Source organism: Mycobacterium sp. 94-17 (assembly GCF_035617725.1).
Classification (GTDB): domain Bacteria; phylum Actinomycetota; class Actinomycetes; order Mycobacteriales; family Mycobacteriaceae; genus Mycobacterium.
In genome coordinates, this window is the sequence record NZ_JAPIYN010000001.1 from 507,029 (window position 1) to 520,943 (window position 13,915).

A 13,915-nucleotide genomic window follows, 5' to 3' on the forward strand; every position below is an offset into this window, starting at 1 on the left:
TGGTCCTAAGAGTGGCCGCTCCACCGCCGGACGACCTCCGCGCCGACGTCCCGCACCGGGACCTTCATGCGATCGGCGCGGCGGCGCAACTTGTTCACGGCGTCGTCCAAGGAGATATCGAACCGCGAACTGAGCATCCCGGCGGCGACCGTCACGGCGAGGTGGGGGTCGTCGGTGTCCAATTGCGATTGGACATGCACTCCGTCCGCTAAGAGAGCCGATACCGCCAGATCGGCCACGATCGCGGTATCGATCCACTCGCCGTGGTCGGGAGCGCGCCTGCGCCGGCTGCGGCAAACGGTAAAGGCTCCCATCAGATCGCTGCCGAGCATCATCGGGAATGCCGACACCCCGACGATGCCGATATCGAGGGCGGCCGCGGCGTAGCCAGGCCAGAGGCCGTAGTCGCTCGCAAGGTCGGCGACGTGCACCGGAACACCGGTGAGCAGCGCCGCATGCATAGGACCTTCCGCCAATTCAGCGCCCAATTGATCCATCGTGCCGGCGCGCGCGTCGCTGGCGGTCAGGAGTGCGAGCTCTCCTGGCGCGTTCTGCACCGAAATGGCTGCACCGACGACGGTGTCGAGGGCTTCTACGGCCAGCGCGCACAGCGACGCCGACCATCCGCGCCGGGGGTTTTCGCGGGTGCCTGCCACGAGTAACCGCCACAGCCGGCGGCGCCGCTGACTGGATGCCGTCTGGCCGGACAGCCCACGCGAAGTGCTGACGGCGAGCAGCGCATCGGTCAGCCTCGTGTTCTCCTCCACCAGGAGGTCGTGCAGACTGCGATAGCGCGACGCCGTCAGGGCAAGGGTGCGAGCGTCTGCGCTCCGGTCTATACCATCGGCGGCCAGTGGGGTGACGTCTTCAACGTGGTGCAGCAACCCCACCACCCGGCCCTCGTCGTCGGTGATCGGAGAGTTGACCGGGCTCCAGATTTTGGGAATGAACTCGACGCTGCCGCTGGGCGCGACGTCGTAACGCTGAATGGGCATCTGGTGCGCAGCCGCCTCCCGCAGGACCCGAGTGAACGACGCCTGCAGGTTGTACACGCCGGTGGACCCGGCGTCGGCGGGATTGTCCGGGAAAGCGTCGAACATGTGCTCGCCGATGAGTTCGTCTCGCTCGCGGCTGGTCACCCGCAGGTAGGCATCGTTTACAGCCTGAATGTCGAGGTTCGCATCCAGGAGCAGATAAGGAGCCGCCGTCACGGCGAAAACCGGACTGTTCGCGGCTGCGTCTAGGACAACTGGCACGGTCGTTCCAGCGTAACTCCGCAAGGTCGATTGCCGCATCACGCCGCCGAAGGCACGCCCATACTCCGGCCCTTGCCGCCACATGCTGCGCAACGACCTGTCAGAATGGACCTCGTGGCTGACATTGCTGAGGGCAAAGCACGCAAAATCAAGTATGTCGACAACGGCTGGCCGACGACGGACCCCGACGACCACGCGGTCAGCGAACTCGTGACCGATCGCACGGGTGCGCTGTCGCCGTTCGGCGAGATGGTGTTTCCGCTGCCCTCCACCGATCTGCCCTACGTACACCCGGTCACCGTCGTCAATCGGTAGGCCGCCAGATGGCAAGGGCCTCTGAGGACTCCAAAGCCCCCGCGAGCTGGGCGTCGGAAGGCTCCGGCTCGGGCGCCCTGTCACACGTGGACTATGACGGCGCGGCCCACATGGTCGATGTCAGCGAGAAGGTTGCCACCAAGCGGACCGCGGTCGCCACGGGCCTGCTGCGCACGTCAGCGCAGGTGCTGGCGCTGATATCGACCGGCGGCCTGCCTAAGGGCGATGCCCTGGCCACCGCGCGGATCGCTGGCATCCAGGCCGCGAAGCGCACCAGCGAACTCATCCCGCTGTGTCATCAACTCGCTCTCACAGGGGTCGACATCGACTTCACCGTGGGGGAGTCTGAGGTCGAGATCATCGCAACGGTGCGAAGCACCGACCGCACGGGCGTGGAGATGGAAGCGCTGACGGCCGTCAGCATCGCGGGCCTAACGCTCTACGACATGATCAAGGCGGTGGATCCGGCCGCACGAATCGACGACATTCGAGTGCTGCGCAAGGAAGGCGGCAAAACCGGAAGGTGGGCGCGCCCATGAGCCCCCGTTCAGCCCGAGTCATCATCGCCTCGACCCGCGCGTCGTCGGGCGTCTACGACGACCGATGCGGCCCGATCATCGCCGATTGGCTGGCAGAGCGGGGCTTTTCGGCCGGGCAGCCGGAGGTTGTTGCGGACGGGTCGCCGGTCGGCGACGCACTGCGCACGGCGATCGACGCCGCGGTCGACGTCATCATCACCTCCGGTGGCACCGGCATCTCGCCCAGTGACGCCACCCCGGACCAAACCGTGGCCGTCGTCGACTACATGATCCCCGGGCTGGCCGAAGCGATCCGCCAGTCGGGCCTGCCGAAGGTGCCGACGTCGGTGCTGTCGCGTGGCGTGTGCGGTGTCGCCGGCCAGACGCTGATCGTCAACCTGCCGGGTTCTCCCGCGGGAGTGCGCGATGGCCTGGGTGTGCTCGCCGACGTGCTGGATCACGCCCTCGATCAGCTCGCCGGCAACGATCACCAGCGATGACGCTCGTTGTGCGCGCAGCCATGACCGAGCTCCCGATTTCGCTGGCCGAGCATGAAGAGTTGGTGGGCCATCAATCGGCCGGGGCCGTCGTCGGATTCGTCGGGATGATCCGCGACCACGACGGCGGACGGCGGGTGGTGCGGCTGGAGTACTCCGCGCACCCGTCGGCCGATCAGGTGATCGCCGAGGTGGTGGCCGAGGTGGCCGGCCAGACCAGCGGGGTGCGTGCCGTCGCAGCCAGCCACCGGATCGGCGCGCTGTGTATAGGAGATGCGGCGCTGGTGGCGGCGGTCGCGGCCGATCACCGACAGGCGGCGTTCGCCACCTGTGCGCAGCTGGTGGACACCATCAAGGCGCGGCTGCCGGTGTGGAAGCACCAATTCTTCGCCGACGGAAGCGACGAGTGGGTGGGCTCGGCCTGACGCGCCGAGCACGCCGGCGTGCGCCGTAAACGCCCCGTACATGCCCCGACACGCCCCGAAGAGGAGGGTTTTCGGGCCGTGTCGGGGAGTCGGGCGGTGTCAGGCGTTGGGCGACGGCTGAGCCAGGGCGTCCAGCGCGTCGTTTCCGTGCACGTCCTGGGCGCGGATCGCGTCCCAGAGCTGCTGGGTGTAGCCGGCGTCAGAAACGTGCTGCGGCATGCCGGCCGGGACGAAGCCGTGGAAGTCGTTGTCCGGGGCGGGCGGTGCGTCCGCGGGCGGCGCCGGCGGCATCGCGTCGGCGGGCGGCGGAACGTCGGCGGGCGGCGGAACGTCCGCCGGGGGCGGAGCGTCCGCAGGGGCGGGAGCGTCGGCGGGGGGAGGGGCGTCAGCCGGGGGAGCCGGCGGCAGATCCGCCGGAGGCGGCGGAGCGTCCGGGGGTGCCGACCGGTCCCATCCGGCCAGCTGCACGGGGGCGGGCGGCGGAGGGGCGTCCGGCGGGGGCGCGTCGGCGGGCGGGGCCAGCGGGGCCGGGGCGCCGCTGACGCCGGGTGCGTCCAGGGCGGCCGGCGCGGGCACGTCGCGCTGGCTCGGTGCCGACAGGGGGCCGCCGCAGACGGGCCAGGCGCCACGACCCTGGGTGGCGAGCACCCGCTCGGCGACGGCGATCTGCTGTTCCTTGGTGGCGAGTTCGGCCGACGGGGCGTACTGGCCGCCGCCGTGTGAGGCCCAGGTGCTCGCGCTGAACTGCACGCCACCGTGGTAGCCGTTGCCGGTGTTGATGCCCCAGTTGCCGCCGGATTCGCAACGGGCTACCTGATCCCATTCGCCGTCGGTGGCCGCGGCCGCCTGGGCGGCCAGGGCGATGCTGCCGCCACCAAGAACGGCGCCGGTGACGGCGATCTTGGCGACGCTGATGTTCGAACTGCTGGGCTTACGGTGACGTCCACTCATACGCGCCGATGTATTCCTCTCTCGTCACGCGCCTGCGAGGTCAGCTGTCGGGTTCGGGTTGGAGAGGCCACCCGGCCGGCGGGGCCGTCGTGGGAGACGGTGCCGGCTTCACCCCTAGGAGCCGCGAGCGGCCCCGATCCGATCACGGTGGACCGGTGGGTCCCCCGTCTCCATCCATGTGGTTCGGAGGCCCCTCGCCTATTGGATGGAGCTCGGCGCGATAGGGAGGGGAGGTCCGCCAATCGGGAAGGCTGGCGAGCCTTCGGAGACGTTAACGGTTTCTGTTGGTCTCGTCACGTCCAGCGAAACCTGGCGTTTCCCTCGCAGCGACCTGCGAAAAGCGCAGGACGGCAAGGTGTTTGTGCAGGTCATCCGACGCGATATGGGAGCGTGACCGCACCGTTATCGTTCCGTTACGTGACGTATTTCACAGTTTTAGCCGCCGGAAAAGGGTGGCAGGACATCAATCGTGTCACCGGATTGCAACGCCGCGGTCTCGTCGCGGACGGCGATCCCGTCGCGCAGGTAGGAGCACCGGGTCAAAACGGTGGCCAGGCGGGACCCCCGAACGGCGAGCCGAGCGACCAGCTCGGCCATTGTGGCGCCGGGCGGCACCACCATGGCCTCCGATTCGACGCCCGCGGCCGCCTGGGCGGCCGCGAAATAGCGCACCGTCACCTGGATGCCGTCGGCTTGAACGGGGGTTCGGCCCATGGGACTAGCCACCGATCGCGCTCATCGGGCGGTCGGGCTGGATGAAGTTGGGGTCGTTGATGCCGTGACCGGCCGGCTTGCCCCACATCGCGGCGCGCCATGCCGCCTCGATCGCGTCGTCGGGCGCGCCGCTGCGCAACAGCCCGCGCAGGTCGGTCTCCTGCTTGGCGAACAGGCAGCTGCGGATCTGGCCGTCCGCCGTCAATCGGGTGCGGTCACACGCTCCGCAGAAAGCGTGCGAAACCGAGGCGATGACGCCGAACGTGCCGCATGGCGTGTCCGGGCCGGTGTCGACCAGCCAGAGCTCGGCGGGCGCCGACCCGCGCGGCGCAGCGTCGGGCCGCAGCCGAAAGTGCGGGCGCAGCGCCGCCAGGACGTCATCGGCGCCCAGCGTGGCGTCCCGTCGCCATTGGTGCCCGGCATCCAGCGGCATCTGCTCGATGACGCGCAGCTGGTAGCCGTGTTCGAGACAGAACCGCAGCAGCTCGACCACGTCCCGGCGGCCGGTGGCGGGGTCCAGCACCGCGTTGACCTTCACCGGCGTCAGACCGGCCCGGTGGGCGGCGGCCAGGCCGTCCAGTACGTCAGCGAGCCGGTCGCGGCGGGTGATGGCCGCGAAATGCCGGCGATCCACGCTGTCCAGTGAGACGTTGACCCGGTCCAGGCCTGCGGCCGCCAGCCCGGCGGCGCGGTGCGCCAGCCCGATGCCGTTGGTGGTCATCGAGATTTCCGGGCGGGGCCGCAGCGAGGCGGCAGTGGCGACCACCTGTTCGAGGTGAGGTGCCAGCAGGGGTTCGCCGCCCGTGAACCGCACGCTGGTCACGCCCAGCCGGGTGACCGCGATGCGCGTCAGCCTGCCCAGCTCGTCGGCGCTCAGCAGTTGCTCACCGGGCAGCCAGTCCAGGCCCTCCGCCGGCATGCAATAGCTGCAACGCAGGTTGCAGCGGTCGGTCAGCGAGACGCGCAGGTCGGTGGCGACTCGCCCATAGGTGTCCACCAGCGGGCCGGTGGTGGGCGCGGCCTCGGGAGCCGCCCGGCCGTCGCGGCTCGGCACCGACGGGACGCCCAGCGTCGTGAGGGTCATGCGGCCACCTGCGGTGCCTGCTGCGTCGGCGGGCCGACCGGCACGATCTGCTTGCCCAGCGGCATCAACGACACCGGGATCAGCTTCAGGTTGGCCAGCGCCAACGGGATGCCAACGATCGTGAGCGCCATCGCCACGGCGCTGACCAGGTGACCGATCGCCAGCCACACGCCGAAGAGCACCACCCAGATGACGTTTCCGACGAGGGCGCCGGATCCGGCGGTCGGCTTGTCCACGATCGTGCGGCCGAACGGCCACAGCGCGTAGGAGGCGATGCGCAGCGACGCGAAGCCGAACGGAATCGTGATGATGAGTACGAAGCTGAGGAGCGCCGCAGCCAGGTATCCGACGGCCATCCACAGGCCGCCGAAGACTAGCCAGATGACGTTCAGGATCAGGCGCATATCTCCTCCGCGGGTAATACCGAGCGTACCGAGTCCCCGATAACGGGGGTGCTCGTCACGCGGGCGTCCGAGTAGGATCGGTCTCCTCAATATGGCGTCCTGCGCAGGCGGGACGCTTATTGTGATGCCAATTTCTCGTGAATCGTTAGACAAGCAGGTGAGACCAGTGCCGACGGGCAAGGTTAAGTGGTACGACGCTGACAAGGGCTTCGGCTTCCTGTCGCAAGAGGACGGCGAAGACGTATACGTTCGCTCGTCGGCGTTGCCCGAGGGCGTCGAGGGCCTCAAGGCGGGCCAGCGTGTGGAGTTCGGCATCGCCTCCGGGCGCCGCGGACCGCAGGCGCTCAGCCTCAAGCTGATCGAGCCGCCGCCCAGCCTGACCAAGCCGCGCCGCGAGGCGCCCGCCGAGCACAAGCACAACCCGGACGAGTTGCACGGCATGGTCGAAGACATGATCACGCTGCTGGAAAGCACCGTGCAGCCCGAGTTGCGCAAGGGGCGTTACCCGGACCGCAAGACGGCCCGCCGGGTTTCCGAGGTGGTCAGGGCGGTCGCCCGCGAACTCGACGCCTGACGCCTCGGCGCGGCCGCGCGAACTGTCGTTCGGCAGGGATCCGAAGTTGAGCGACTATGGAAGACATGGCTTCCTATGTTGCTCAGGCAGGCGAATTCACCCGCGACACCAACTACATCACCACCCGCGTCACCGCCGACGGGCGTGATGGTTATCCGGTCGAGCCGGGGCGATACCGGCTGATCGTCGCCCGGGCATGTCCTTGGGCGAACCGCGCGATCATCGTGCGTCGCCTGCTCGGCCTGGAAAATGCTCTCTCCATTGGCTTTTGCGGCCCCACCCATGACAAGCGCAGTTGGACATTCGACCTCGACCCGGGCGGCGTCGACCCGGTGCTGAAGATTCCGCGCCTGCAGGACGCCTACTTCAAGCGATTTCCGGACTACCCCAAAGGCATCACGGTCCCCGCGATCGTCGACGTCGGAAGCGGCGAGGTGGTCACCAACGACTTCGCGCAGATGACCCTGGACCTTTCCACGGAGTGGACGGCATACCACCGCGACGGCGCACCCGAGCTGTACCCGGAGCGGCTGCGTCCCGAGATTGACGAGGTGAGCAAGAGGGTCTACACCGAGATCAACAACGGCGTGTACCGGTGCGGCTTCGCCGGTTCGCAACAGGCTTATGAAGCGGCCTACGATCGGTTGTTCACCGCGTTGGATTGGGTGAGCGAGCGGCTGGGCACTCAGCGATACCTGGTGGGCGACACCATCACCGAAGCCGACGTGCGGTTGTTCACCACGTTGGCCCGCTTCGATCCCGTCTACCACGGGCACTTCAAGTGCAATCGGAGCAAGCTGAGTGAGATGCCAGTGTTGTGGTCCTACGCGCGAGACCTGTTCCAGACGCCGGGATTCGGCGACACCGTCGACTTCGTCCAGATCAAGCAGCACTACTACATCGTGCACGCCGACATCAATCCCACCCGGATCGTGCCCAAGGGCCCGGACCTGGCCGGCTGGCTGGCGCCGCATGGTCGAGAAGCATTGGGCGGTAGGCCGTTCGGCGACGGGACGCCACCGGGTCTACCCATCGACAGTGAGCGTGTCCCGGCCGACCACGGCGCGTGAAACTGGTGCCCACCGTCGGGTTGTGAGATAAAATCTCGTCGTTTCGGCCCAACAGTGCGCAGCCCGTCATACGGATGTAGACGTTGCGATGAATCATGTTGGTCCGCAACCTATGCCGCGTAATGACTCCGGCCGCTAGCGCGTCGGTGCCTCAAAGTGGCCAGTTCTGGCTTTGCATGCCGACACGGTGCCGGTCGGCACCGACATGTCTGCCCGAACGTCGAGTCGTGTCGTGGAATCGCGGCGATTGGCCGCAACTTGTCGACGTTGGCCGAAGATACGCCGCCGCCCGTCAAAAGTTCAGCCGCACCGACCATTCCGCGTGTGGCACGTCGCGCAGCTCGCCCGCGGGGTCGACCGCCAAAGTCAGCAACTGCACCACGATTCCGGCCAGATGCCCGCGATGCGGGTCGACCGACGGGATCGTCACGGCGAAGCGGGTGGCCGGCCGGAAGATGGTGCTGGTCGTGTTGGTCGGGTCGTCGTATACCTGCAGCAGCCGCCAGGGTGCCCGGTAGATGGCGTCGGGCACCGAAAGCTGAATCGGGTAACGCTCGCTGACCTTCAGATCGCCCTGCTGCTGCGGCGTGTCGCAGTCTTCGAGGTTGAGCACGTTGCAGTACAGGTACGGCCCCACCCGGGTCAGGTGGCCGTGCGAGTACACGCTGATCTCGGGGCGCCTCGGCGCGGAGCGGCCCACCAGCAACCACGTTCCGAGGCCGGCGCCGACGCAGAGCACAGCCACCAGACAGGCCACCAGCACGGCCATGCCTCGCTTGCTTGCAGGTTTCACTCGGCAACCACCGCCGGCGCGCCGACGCCACGGCGCCTGCCCTCCTGCTCGACCATGATCGGCCTGTTTCCTCCCAGGCCGGGAATCAGTGAGTTGCCGCGGAAGCTGACCAGGGTCTGCGCCAAGCCCAAAATAAGCAGCGCGGTGACCGCGGTGAAACCGACCCACAGTTCGGTGTACACCAACACCCCCAGCGCGCCGCCGAGGACCCAGGCCAACTGCAGGGTCGACTCCGACCGTCCGAAACCCGATGCGCGGGATTCCTCCGGCAGGTCGTTCTGCAGCGACGCGTCCAGCGACGCCTTCGCGATGGCACTGGAACCCGAGGTGACCAGCGTGGCGATCACGGCCAGCATCAGGTTGCCGGCCACCGCGGCGGCCAGTGCAGCGGCGCTCACCGCCACGGTGCAGCGCACCACCAGCGCGGCCGGCCGACCCAGCTTCAGGCGCGCACTGGTGAAGTTGCCGACGAAATTGCCGATCCCGGCGGCGGCGCCGATCACCCCGAGCATCGCGACCTGGGCCCAGCCACTGGCCTGATGGGCCTTGGCGACGAACGCGGGGTACAGGAACAGAAAGCCCACCATGACCTTGATGGTGCAGTTACCCCACAGCGAGGTGATGATGTTGCGGCCCAACGGTTGTCGCAGCGCCCCGCTGACCTCCCGGTGCCAGCGGCGCCGCAGCGGTTCGCTGTCCTGGCGATAGCTCAAGGTGGCGGGAACCTCACCGGCGGTCACCTCGACCCAGCGGGGGATCCGCATGGACAGGAGGGCACCGGCGATGGTCACCGCGATCACCACCAACAGCGCCCCGGGCAGCTTGAACAGGTGGGTGCAGACGAACTCGACGCCGCCGGCGATCGCGCCGCCGACGATGGTGCCGCCCAGCAGACCGAACATGGTCAGCCGGGCGTTCACCCGCACCAGGTCGATGGTCGGCGGCATCACCCGCGGTGTCACCGCGCTGCGCAGCACACTGAACGACTTCGAGAACACCATCATCGCGAGCGCGCACGGATAGAGCACCCATGACGGGAAACTGCCACTGGCGCCGTCGTAGTTCATGACCAGCAGCACGGCCAGCCCGGTGCGAAGGGCGAACGACGCGGCCAGGGCGACGCGGCGGCCGTGCTGCAGCCGGTCCAGCGCCGGCCCGATCAGCGGTGCGATCACCGCGAACGGCGCGATGGTGATCAATAGGTACAGCGCGACCCGGCCCTTGCTCTCGCCGGTGGCCGCGGCGAAGAACAACGTGTTGGCCAGCGCGACGGCCATCGCGGCGTCTACCGCGAAGTTGGCCACCACGGGCCACGTCAGCGCCGTCAGGCCGGACTTGTCGGCGCCGTCGGCGGTCGCGGCGCGCTGCACCATCCAGTACATCCGCGAGCCCATCTCGCGGCTGCGCAGCGCCGCGGCGCGGGTGACGGTGATCCGCTCTCCGGCGGCCGGGCCACGGGACGGCTCGTCATGGCCGCGTTCGGGCTCCGGCTGGTGGCCCAGCGGGGGTAGGTAGCGGTTGGCGCTGGGCATCGGCGACGGTCCGCGGGTGCGCCGGTCGGCGGCGGCACCGGTGGGATAGTTCGCCGCGCCCGGATGCTGGGAGGCGGCGCGGTTGCGGGGCCGGCGGCCTGGCTGAGGGGCCACCCGGCGCGGATCGTTTTGCCGCCGTCCAGACACGCCCCGATTCTCCCCTATGCCGAGTGCACGCGTGCGCAGGTAACGAGGCGTGGCTCGTCGACCTAGTATTGGAAACGCAATGCAGACACAAGACAGTGTGACCCAACCCGTCGAGGAGCCCCCCGTGGAACACGCCATGGCGCCCGTGGGCGAGTGGTCCGAGGGATTGGCGGCGGTGCTCACCGGCGCGGTGGACCAGGCCAGGGGCGCCGTCGTGGAGTTCAGCGCGCCGGAAATGGTCGGCGACTACCTCGGCGTCGGCTACGAAGACGCGAACACCGCCACCCACCGGTTCCTGGCGCACCTGCCCGGCTACCAAGGGTGGCAGTGGGCGGTCGTGGTGGCCGCCTATCGCGGCGCCGATCACGCCACCGTCAGCGAGGTGGTGCTCGTGCCGGGGCCGACGGCATTGCTGGCGCCGGACTGGGTGCCGTGGGACCAACGGGTGCAGCCCGGGGATCTGAGCCCCGGCGACCTGCTGGCGCCCGCCGCCGACGATCCCCGGCTGGTGCCCGGCCACACCGCCAGCGGGGACCCCCAGGTTGACGAGACGGCCGCGGAGATCGGGCTGGGCCGGCGGTGGGTGATGAGCGCCGAGGGCCGCGCGGAGGCGGCGGAGCGCTGGCGCACCGGCGATTACGGCCCCGACTCGCCGATGGCGCGGTCTACCAAGCGGGTATGCCGCGATTGTGGTTTCTTCTTGCCGCTGTCGGGTTCCCTGGGCGCGCTGTTCGGGGTGTGCGGCAACGAATTGTCGGCCGACGGGCACGTCGTCGACAAGCTGTATGGCTGCGGGGCCCACTCGGACACTCCGGCCCCGGGGGGCACCGGGTCGCCGGTCTATGAGCCCTACGATGACGGCGTGCTGGACGTCACCCAGGCGCCGGTCGCGCCGCCCCCGGACGTCCCGGAGGTGGCAGAAGCGGGGCCCGAACAGCCTGAGCCCGAGCCGCAGGCCGAAACGTCAGTGGCCGAAGCCGGGCCCGTGGCCGAAGCGCCGGGCACCGGGCAGTCTCAGACTCCCGACTAGCCGTTTTCGGCGGCGGCCTTGAGGCGCGCCAGCGTGGCGTTCATGCCGTCGAGCAATTCGTGTTCGAAGTTGGTGGTCCCGCCGAGGAGCGCATTGACCGAGAGGTTCGAAAATGCGGTGACGCCGTTTTCGGCGTTCCGGCTCTCGATCAGCCGGGTCCCCTCGCCGCTGGGCTCGAGCTCGTAGCTCCAGACGGTGTGGTTGGTGTCGACGCGGAACGCCAGCTTGCGATCGGGGACGATCTCGACGACCGTGCACGTGGTCGGCCAGAACAGCCGTTTGCGGCGGTTGAAATTGAGGGTCCGGGTGCCCTGACGCACCGGGCCGAAGGGCTTCATCCACCGGCACTGCGGACTCCACTGCGGCATGCGCCGCAAATCGAAAACCAATCCCCACACGGTGGACGGCGGTGCGTCGATGTCGACGTGCGCTTGCAAAAGCGGGGCTACCATCGCTCCTCCTGGTTGGCGAATTACGGGCGGTCGAGGAAGTTTTCCAGCCCGGCCTGTGCGCCGCGCGCACCGCGTCGGGCCGCGGCGAGCTGCAGCAGGAAGATGCTCGTGCCGAGCACCCCGACGGCCAGGCCGGCCAGGGCCACCGGACGCCAGGTCTGCAGGGCGGGCACCAGGAAGGCGACGGCCACCGCGATCAGCCAACCCAACGCACCGAGCGCGATGAACGGCCACACGCGCAGCAGCGGGGCCGGCAGCGGCGGCGCGGTGGGGTTGCGACCGGGTTCGGTAGACATCATCGCGATCAACATAACCCGTGACCGATCTGCGTGGGCGGGGCGCCCGCGTGCCGAAACGGATGTGCGAGAACCGCTGAGCAACGCGGGACGCGCGGCCGGATGGCCGGTTCGTATCTCGGTTTCCGAGGCTTCCGTGTAACCTCGCGCCATGCCTGACAGCGATGCGCGGCTGGCCAGCGACCTGTCACTGGCTGTTATGCGGCTGGCCCGCCAACTGCGGTTCCGCAACCCGTCGTCGCCGGTGTCGTTGTCCCAGCTATCGGCGCTGGCGATGCTGTGCAACGAAGGCCCGATGACACCCGGCGCCCTGGCGATTCGCGAACGGGTCCGTCCGCCGTCGATGACCCGGGTGATCGCGTCGCTGGCCGAGATGGGGCTGGTGGACCGCACGCCGCACCCGGTCGATGGCCGGCAGGTGCTCGTCTCGGTCTCCGAGTCCGGGGCCGAGTTGGTCAAGGCCAACCGGCGCGCCCGCCAGGAGTGGCTGGCCAAGCGGCTCGCGACGCTGGAAAGCGAACAACGCGACACGCTGCGCAACGCGGCCGATCTGATGCTGGCCCTGGTCGACGAAGGCCCTTGAACCACACCGCCGAAGCCCTCAATGATCATCGACGTTGACGACCCCGACGATCCGAGGCTCGACGATTTCCGCGACCTGAACAGCGTCGACCGTCGTCCCGATCTGCCGTCCGGCAAGGGTCTGGTGATCGCCGAGGGCGTGCTGGTGGTGCAGCGCATGCTCGCGTCGCGCTTCGGCCCGCATGCGCTGCTGGGCACCGAACGGCGGCTCACCGAGCTCGAAGATGACCTGACCGATCGCACCGTGCCCTGTTACCGGACCTCCGCCGACGTCATGGCTCGAGTGGTCGGCTTTCACCTCAACCGAGGGGTGCTGGCAGCCGCCCGACGGGTGGCCGAGCCCGGCGTCGCCGAGGTGATTGCACAGGCCCGCACTGTCGCGGTGCTCGAAGGGGTCAACGATCACGAGAACCTGGGTTCGATCTTCCGCAACGCAGCGGGGCTGGGCGTCGACGCGGTGGTGTTCGGCAGCGGGTGTGCCGACCCGCTGTACCGCCGGGCGGTGCGGGTGTCGATGGGTCACGCGCTGCTGGTGCCGTATGCGCGCGCGACCTGTTGGCCTGCTGATCTAAAAATATTGCAGGACAAGGATTTTCGCCTGATGGCGATGACGCCGCAAGCCACCGCGTGCGCCCTGCCGGAGGCGATGACGGCGGTACGCGACGAACGCGTCGCGGTGCTGGTGGGCGCCGAGGGGCCGGGGCTGACGCCGGCCGCCCTGCGGTGCAGCGATGTGCGGGTGCGCATTCCGATGTCGCGGGGTACCGACTCGCTCAACGTCGCGACGGCGGCGGCGCTGGCGTTCTACGAGCGGGCCCGCTCGACGACGAGAGGTGGCGATGGACAGTCAGACTAAGCTCCGGCTGATGAGGGACGAGTCCGTGCCCTGGGGAACGGGTTTGACGGTCACCGGGTTCGTCGCGGTGGTCACCGCCGCTGCGATCGTGGTGCTCAGTCTGGGGCTGGTTCGGGTGAACGCCCTGCTGGCCGTCGGGCTCAATGCCGTGGCCGCCGGGGGACTGGCGCCGACCCTGTGGGGGTGGCGGCGCACCCCGGTGCTGCGGTGGTTCGTGCTGGGCGCGGCGGTGGGCGTTCCGGTGGGGTGGGCGGTGCTGCTGGCCGTGCTGGGCGCAGGTCGGCTCTAGTGGTGATCGCGAGCGCGGCGTAGCCGGGTGAAGCGGGTCGCCACCATGGGGTTTAGTGGTGATCGCGAGCGCGGCGTAGCCGGGTGAAGCGGGTCGCCACCATGGGGTTTAGTGGTGATCGCGAGCGCGG

19 protein-coding genes and 1 riboswitch are annotated in these 13,915 nt (G+C 69.0%); of the genes, 10 read left to right on the forward strand and 9 right to left on the reverse strand.

The features are described 5' to 3' along the window. Positions 1-5 precede the first annotated feature (5 nt). Complete coding sequence (locus tag OQ789_RS02600; RefSeq protein WP_324683236.1) at positions 6-1,211, reverse strand: PAS domain-containing protein; 1,206 nt, start codon at positions 1,209-1,211, stop codon at positions 6-8. A gap of 159 nt (positions 1,212-1,370) precedes the next feature. Between OQ789_RS02600 and OQ789_RS02605 the strand changes: the two genes are divergently transcribed. Genes OQ789_RS02605 through OQ789_RS02620 form a run of 4 tightly spaced genes read left to right on the forward strand, consistent with a single transcriptional unit; the run spans position 1,371 to position 3,011 of the window. Beyond that, the gene (locus OQ789_RS02605; RefSeq protein WP_324683237.1) at positions 1,371-1,571 is read left to right on the forward strand and encodes a hypothetical protein; all 201 of its coding nucleotides are present in this window, start codon (positions 1,371-1,373) and stop codon (positions 1,569-1,571) included. A gap of 8 nt (positions 1,572-1,579) precedes the next feature. Next, positions 1,580-2,110 carry a cyclic pyranopterin monophosphate synthase MoaC gene (moaC, locus tag OQ789_RS02610; protein ID WP_324683238.1) on the forward strand — a complete coding sequence of 177 codons (531 nt, stop codon included), beginning with the start codon at positions 1,580-1,582 and terminating at the stop codon, positions 2,108-2,110. Further along, entirely contained in the window at positions 2,107-2,589 is a 483-nt protein-coding gene (locus OQ789_RS02615) for a MogA/MoaB family molybdenum cofactor biosynthesis protein (protein ID WP_324683239.1), read from the forward strand. Before moaC ends, OQ789_RS02615 begins: the two co-directional genes overlap by 4 nt. Then, a complete protein-coding gene (locus OQ789_RS02620; RefSeq protein ID WP_324683241.1) occupies positions 2,586-3,011 on the forward strand; it encodes a molybdenum cofactor biosynthesis protein MoaE in 426 nt (141 codons plus the stop codon). The genes OQ789_RS02615 and OQ789_RS02620 overlap by 4 nt, the downstream gene beginning before the upstream one ends. Before the next feature lie 99 nt (positions 3,012-3,110). On the opposite strand, the gene OQ789_RS02625 is transcribed toward OQ789_RS02620, so the two are convergent. From OQ789_RS02625 to OQ789_RS02640, 4 genes are all read right to left on the reverse strand, one after another. Further along, positions 3,111-3,962, reverse strand: a complete 852-nt coding sequence (locus tag OQ789_RS02625; protein ID WP_324683243.1) for a transglycosylase family protein — start codon at positions 3,960-3,962, stop codon at positions 3,111-3,113. A 13-nt stretch (positions 3,963-3,975) separates the two neighbouring features. Continuing rightward, a riboswitch (cyclic di-AMP (ydaO/yuaA leader) is annotated at positions 3,976-4,190 on the reverse strand. A 207-nt stretch (positions 4,191-4,397) separates the two neighbouring features. Continuing rightward, the gene (locus OQ789_RS02630) at positions 4,398-4,676 is read right to left on the reverse strand and encodes a MoaD/ThiS family protein (RefSeq protein ID WP_324683372.1); all 279 of its coding nucleotides are present in this window, start codon (positions 4,674-4,676) and stop codon (positions 4,398-4,400) included. Between the two features lie 4 nt (positions 4,677-4,680). Beyond that, positions 4,681-5,760: a GTP 3',8-cyclase MoaA gene (gene moaA / locus OQ789_RS02635; protein WP_324683244.1), complete on the reverse strand. Its 1,080-nt coding sequence runs from the start codon at positions 5,758-5,760 to the stop codon at positions 4,681-4,683. After that, on the reverse strand, positions 5,757-6,164 hold the full coding sequence (locus OQ789_RS02640; RefSeq protein WP_324683246.1) for a YccF domain-containing protein: 408 nt from the start codon (positions 6,162-6,164) through the stop codon (positions 5,757-5,759). The genes moaA and OQ789_RS02640 overlap by 4 nt, the downstream gene beginning before the upstream one ends. Before the next feature lie 166 nt (positions 6,165-6,330). Here OQ789_RS02640 and OQ789_RS02645 point away from each other — a divergent pair, with 166 nt between their 5' ends. Beyond that, complete coding sequence (locus OQ789_RS02645; protein ID WP_324683247.1) at positions 6,331-6,738, forward strand: cold-shock protein; 408 nt, start codon at positions 6,331-6,333, stop codon at positions 6,736-6,738. Between the two features lie 65 nt (positions 6,739-6,803). Continuing rightward, complete coding sequence (locus tag OQ789_RS02650) at positions 6,804-7,808, forward strand: glutathione S-transferase family protein (protein ID WP_324683249.1); 1,005 nt, start codon at positions 6,804-6,806, stop codon at positions 7,806-7,808. Positions 7,809-8,100: 292 nt separating this feature from the next. On the opposite strand, the gene OQ789_RS02655 is transcribed toward OQ789_RS02650, so the two are convergent. Together OQ789_RS02655 and OQ789_RS02660 are read right to left on the reverse strand one after the other, a co-directional pair. Continuing rightward, the gene (locus OQ789_RS02655) at positions 8,101-8,577 is read right to left on the reverse strand and encodes a DUF2771 domain-containing protein (protein ID WP_324683250.1); all 477 of its coding nucleotides are present in this window, start codon (positions 8,575-8,577) and stop codon (positions 8,101-8,103) included. A gap of 20 nt (positions 8,578-8,597) precedes the next feature. Next, positions 8,598-10,247, reverse strand: coding sequence for an MFS transporter (locus tag OQ789_RS02660; protein WP_324683251.1), 1,650 nt, complete (start codon positions 10,245-10,247; stop codon positions 8,598-8,600). 112 nt (positions 10,248-10,359) lie between these two features. On the opposite strand from OQ789_RS02660, the gene OQ789_RS02665 reads away from it, so the two are divergent. Then, positions 10,360-11,310 carry a DUF3027 domain-containing protein gene (locus OQ789_RS02665; protein WP_324683252.1) on the forward strand — a complete coding sequence of 317 codons (951 nt, stop codon included), beginning with the start codon at positions 10,360-10,362 and terminating at the stop codon, positions 11,308-11,310. On the opposite strand, the gene OQ789_RS02670 is transcribed toward OQ789_RS02665, so the two are convergent. Together OQ789_RS02670 and OQ789_RS02675 are read right to left on the reverse strand one after the other, a co-directional pair. After that, entirely contained in the window at positions 11,307-11,762 is a 456-nt protein-coding gene (locus OQ789_RS02670) for an SRPBCC family protein (RefSeq protein ID WP_324683253.1), read from the reverse strand. The genes OQ789_RS02665 and OQ789_RS02670 overlap by 4 nt on opposite strands. Before the next feature lie 20 nt (positions 11,763-11,782). After that, entirely contained in the window at positions 11,783-12,058 is a 276-nt protein-coding gene (locus tag OQ789_RS02675; protein WP_324683373.1) for a DUF2530 domain-containing protein, read from the reverse strand. A gap of 151 nt (positions 12,059-12,209) precedes the next feature. Between OQ789_RS02675 and OQ789_RS02680 the strand changes: the two genes are divergently transcribed. From OQ789_RS02680 to OQ789_RS02690, 3 genes are read left to right on the forward strand one after another with little or no spacing between them, the layout of a single operon-like run. Further along, positions 12,210-12,641: a MarR family transcriptional regulator gene (locus tag OQ789_RS02680; RefSeq protein WP_324683255.1), complete on the forward strand. Its 432-nt coding sequence runs from the start codon at positions 12,210-12,212 to the stop codon at positions 12,639-12,641. A gap of 21 nt (positions 12,642-12,662) precedes the next feature. Beyond that, complete coding sequence (locus OQ789_RS02685; protein WP_324683257.1) at positions 12,663-13,496, forward strand: RNA methyltransferase; 834 nt, start codon at positions 12,663-12,665, stop codon at positions 13,494-13,496. A 10-nt stretch (positions 13,497-13,506) separates the two neighbouring features. Then, entirely contained in the window at positions 13,507-13,785 is a 279-nt protein-coding gene (locus tag OQ789_RS02690) for a DUF2537 domain-containing protein (RefSeq protein WP_420716021.1), read from the forward strand. The last annotated feature ends 130 nt before the right edge of the window (positions 13,786-13,915 follow it).

Coding starts and splice junctions, on each gene's coding strand:
- moaC (WP_324683238.1), top strand. CDS start 1,580: ATGGCAAGGGCCTCTGAGGACTCCAAAGCCCCCGCGAGCTGGGCGTCG.
- OQ789_RS02615 (WP_324683239.1), top strand. CDS start 2,107: ATGAGCCCCCGTTCAGCCCGAGTCATCATCGCCTCGACCCGCGCGTCG.
- OQ789_RS02620 (WP_324683241.1), top strand. CDS start 2,586: ATGACGCTCGTTGTGCGCGCAGCCATGACCGAGCTCCCGATTTCGCTG.
- OQ789_RS02625 (WP_324683243.1), bottom strand. CDS start 3,962: ATGAGTGGACGTCACCGTAAGCCCAGCAGTTCGAACATCAGCGTCGCC.
- OQ789_RS02630 (WP_324683372.1), bottom strand. CDS start 4,676: ATGGGCCGAACCCCCGTTCAAGCCGACGGCATCCAGGTGACGGTGCGC.
- moaA (WP_324683244.1), bottom strand. CDS start 5,760: ATGACCCTCACGACGCTGGGCGTCCCGTCGGTGCCGAGCCGCGACGGC.
- OQ789_RS02640 (WP_324683246.1), bottom strand. CDS start 6,164: ATGCGCCTGATCCTGAACGTCATCTGGCTAGTCTTCGGCGGCCTGTGG.
- OQ789_RS02650 (WP_324683249.1), top strand. CDS start 6,804: ATGGCTTCCTATGTTGCTCAGGCAGGCGAATTCACCCGCGACACCAAC.
- OQ789_RS02655 (WP_324683250.1), bottom strand. CDS start 8,577: ATGGCCGTGCTGGTGGCCTGTCTGGTGGCTGTGCTCTGCGTCGGCGCC.
- OQ789_RS02665 (WP_324683252.1), top strand. CDS start 10,360: ATGCAGACACAAGACAGTGTGACCCAACCCGTCGAGGAGCCCCCCGTG.
- OQ789_RS02670 (WP_324683253.1), bottom strand. CDS start 11,762: ATGGTAGCCCCGCTTTTGCAAGCGCACGTCGACATCGACGCACCGCCG.
- OQ789_RS02675 (WP_324683373.1), bottom strand. CDS start 12,058: ATGTCTACCGAACCCGGTCGCAACCCCACCGCGCCGCCGCTGCCGGCC.
- OQ789_RS02680 (WP_324683255.1), top strand. CDS start 12,210: ATGCCTGACAGCGATGCGCGGCTGGCCAGCGACCTGTCACTGGCTGTT.
- OQ789_RS02685 (WP_324683257.1), top strand. CDS start 12,663: ATGATCATCGACGTTGACGACCCCGACGATCCGAGGCTCGACGATTTC.
- OQ789_RS02690 (WP_420716021.1), top strand. CDS start 13,507: ATGAGGGACGAGTCCGTGCCCTGGGGAACGGGTTTGACGGTCACCGGG.